Origin of the sequence: Nocardia sp. NPDC060220, from assembly GCF_042727815.1 — a bacterium.
Taxonomy (GTDB): Bacteria; Actinomycetota; Actinomycetes; order Mycobacteriales; family Mycobacteriaceae; genus Nocardia.
Genome location: NZ_JBHWZY010001339.1, coordinates 1 through 1,179 on the forward strand (window position 1 = coordinate 1; position 1,179 = coordinate 1,179).

The window sequence follows — 1,179 nt, forward strand, 5'->3', positions numbered from 1 at the left end:
CATCGACCGGCGCCGGGCCCAGCTGATGCGCGCGATCGACCGCTGGGTGATCCTCGCCGCCCCCGTTCCGCACGCCGCGGCGGACGAACACTGCGAAACCCTCGGCGGCCTGGTCGATCGCCTGGCCAAGCACTGTTCCCAGGCGTTCGTCGGCCTGGCCGGCGCCCCCGAGTCGGTCTTCTACGACGAATGGGTCCGCCTCGACGACCTCGCCGACAGCTATGAGCGCTTGATCGACGATCTGTGGTCCGGCGCACGCAGCCTGCCCGCGAACACCTATTGACACCAAGGGTGGATTCACCGCCACCTGGGTGGGCGAGACCGGGCCCCGGGGAGGGTTGGGGTCGGGGCCGTCCCGCGCGACAGTGGAACTCACACCATCTGTGGTCGGGTCGGCGAAGGAGTTCGGATGCGCGGTCGGTCTGTGGCGGAAGCCCCCGAAAGTATTGGGCTGCTGGGGGTTTCGTGCGACGTATCATGTGTTGTGAGCACCGTTGACGATCCGGCCGACCTGCCGTCCGCCTGCGGGTGGACGGCAGGTCGGCCCGATTCCTGTTCGACGGAGCCGCCCGTCGGCGAGCGTGCCGATTCCGCGGCGACGGCGATGGTGCTGCCGATCCGCCCGCACAGCGCCTATGTCGACGGCACACCGCTGTTCTGCCTGGCCGGGGAAGCGGTCCTGGCCTGGAACTATGCGGGCCTGGTCGCCCACCTCGATCCTCGCGTCCCGATCTACGGTCTGCAGGCGAGCGCCGAACCGCGCACGATCCGCGACTACGCCACCCGCTGTCTCGCCGAGATCCGCCGCATCGCCCCGCACGGCCCGTACCAGCTACTCGGTTGGTCCGCAGGGGGTTTCGTCGCCCACGAAGTCGCGGTTCGGCTCCGTGCGGCAGGCGAGCGAGTCCGTGTCGTCGTTCTCGCCACCGACCCCGAGGCGCCCGCCCCGGCGCCGCTGCCGGCTGACCGTATCGCCTCGCTGCTCGGTGTCGACAGCCCGGCCTTCGACGCAGCTGTGGAAGGTTCGACAACCCCGACCTCCGACGACACCGCCGCGGCGATCAATGCCGCCACGGCGGGAACGATCGACGTCACCGGCGACGATCTCGACCGACTGGCCGACCTGAGCGCCACAGCCGCACGCATGGTGGCCGGACACCGGCCCTCGTGGCTCCTCGG

At 70.4% G+C, this 1,179-nt stretch carries 1 protein-coding gene and 1 pseudogene; both read left to right on the forward strand.

What is annotated here, in order from left to right; genetic code table 11:
* A pseudogene (locus ACFWF3_RS36585) lies at positions 1-283 on the forward strand (hypothetical protein); the annotation flags it as partial.
* Between the two features lie 201 nt (positions 284-484).
* Positions 485-1,179: thioesterase domain-containing protein (locus ACFWF3_RS36590; protein ID WP_379318796.1), on the forward strand; the 695-nt coding region annotated here is incomplete at its 3' end.